The organism is Arthrobacter sp. MDT2-34-1, assembly GCF_059091365.1.
Window position 1 is genome coordinate 1 of sequence record NZ_JBNHGO010000053.1, and the last position, 950, is coordinate 950.

Below are 950 nucleotides of genomic sequence, written 5' to 3' on the forward strand. Positions count from 1 at the left end.
GGGAAAAGAATATCGCCATCAATATGAAGTCAGCGTTCTTCACTTCGGGCCTGGCGTTCCCGCTGCTGAAGAAGAGCGGCAAAGGGTCCGTCATCTTCACCGCATCCACCTCTGCGATTGTTGGTTCCCCGTTCTCGCCGCTGTACTCCATGACCAAAGGCGCAGTGGTTTCCTACGCCCGCGCCCTGGCCCTGGCCGGCGCAGCAGACAACATCAGGGTCAATTCAATCTGCCCGGGATCGGTGGATACCCCGATGCTCCCGACCTTCTTCGGCCGTGAGCCGGGGGCCAGCATCGAAGATCTGATGGCCAACTTCATTTCCCTGATCCCGCTGGGACGCCCGGCCCAGCCTGAGGAAATCGCCTCGGTGGTGGCCTTCCTCGCCGGCGACGACTCCAGCTTCGTCACCGGCGTCAATATTCCTATCGACGGCGGCCTGACTGCAAAGTAGCAGTTGCCGCAGCATCATTCATAGATTTAGCCAAGGAGTCTTACCGTGTGGAAAAAGCACGCAGCTATCGCCGGATTGGCCGTATCGGCATTGTTTCTCTCAGCCTGCGGCGGGCCGGGTGCGGCGGAAGCGGAGGAACGTACTGTCAACGCGGCGGACGAAGCGGCCCAGGAACTCATCGATGCGGCCAAGGAAGAGGGCAGCGTTGTCTGGTACTCCTCCATTCCTGAGGCTCCGACCGAGGCTGCGGCTTCGGCCTTCGAGGAAAAGTACGGCGTCACGGTCGAAATCGTGCGTGCCGGCTCGGAAATCCTGGCCCAGCGCTACGGGACGGAGCGCGACACGGGTGATGTCGTCGGCGATGTCCTGACTTTCCCGGAGGACTACGTCTTCTCGGACTACATCGAGAAGTCGTGGTTGGCTCCCTTCGATAAAGAGAAAATGCCGGCCGTGAACCAGTGGCCCAGCGACCAGCTATATGAAAACTCCTACGCGCTC

At 60.4% G+C, this 950-nt stretch carries 2 protein-coding genes; both read left to right on the plus strand.

Annotated features, from left to right (window positions below; genetic code table 11):
* Positions 1–452, plus strand: a 452-nt coding sequence (locus AC5RVV_RS17545) for an SDR family NAD(P)-dependent oxidoreductase (protein ID WP_494002634.1), incomplete at its 5' end; no start/stop codon positions are given.
* Positions 453–497: 45 nt separating this feature from the next.
* A partial coding sequence (locus AC5RVV_RS17550; RefSeq protein WP_494002635.1) for an extracellular solute-binding protein occupies positions 498–950 on the plus strand: 453 nt, incomplete at its 3' end.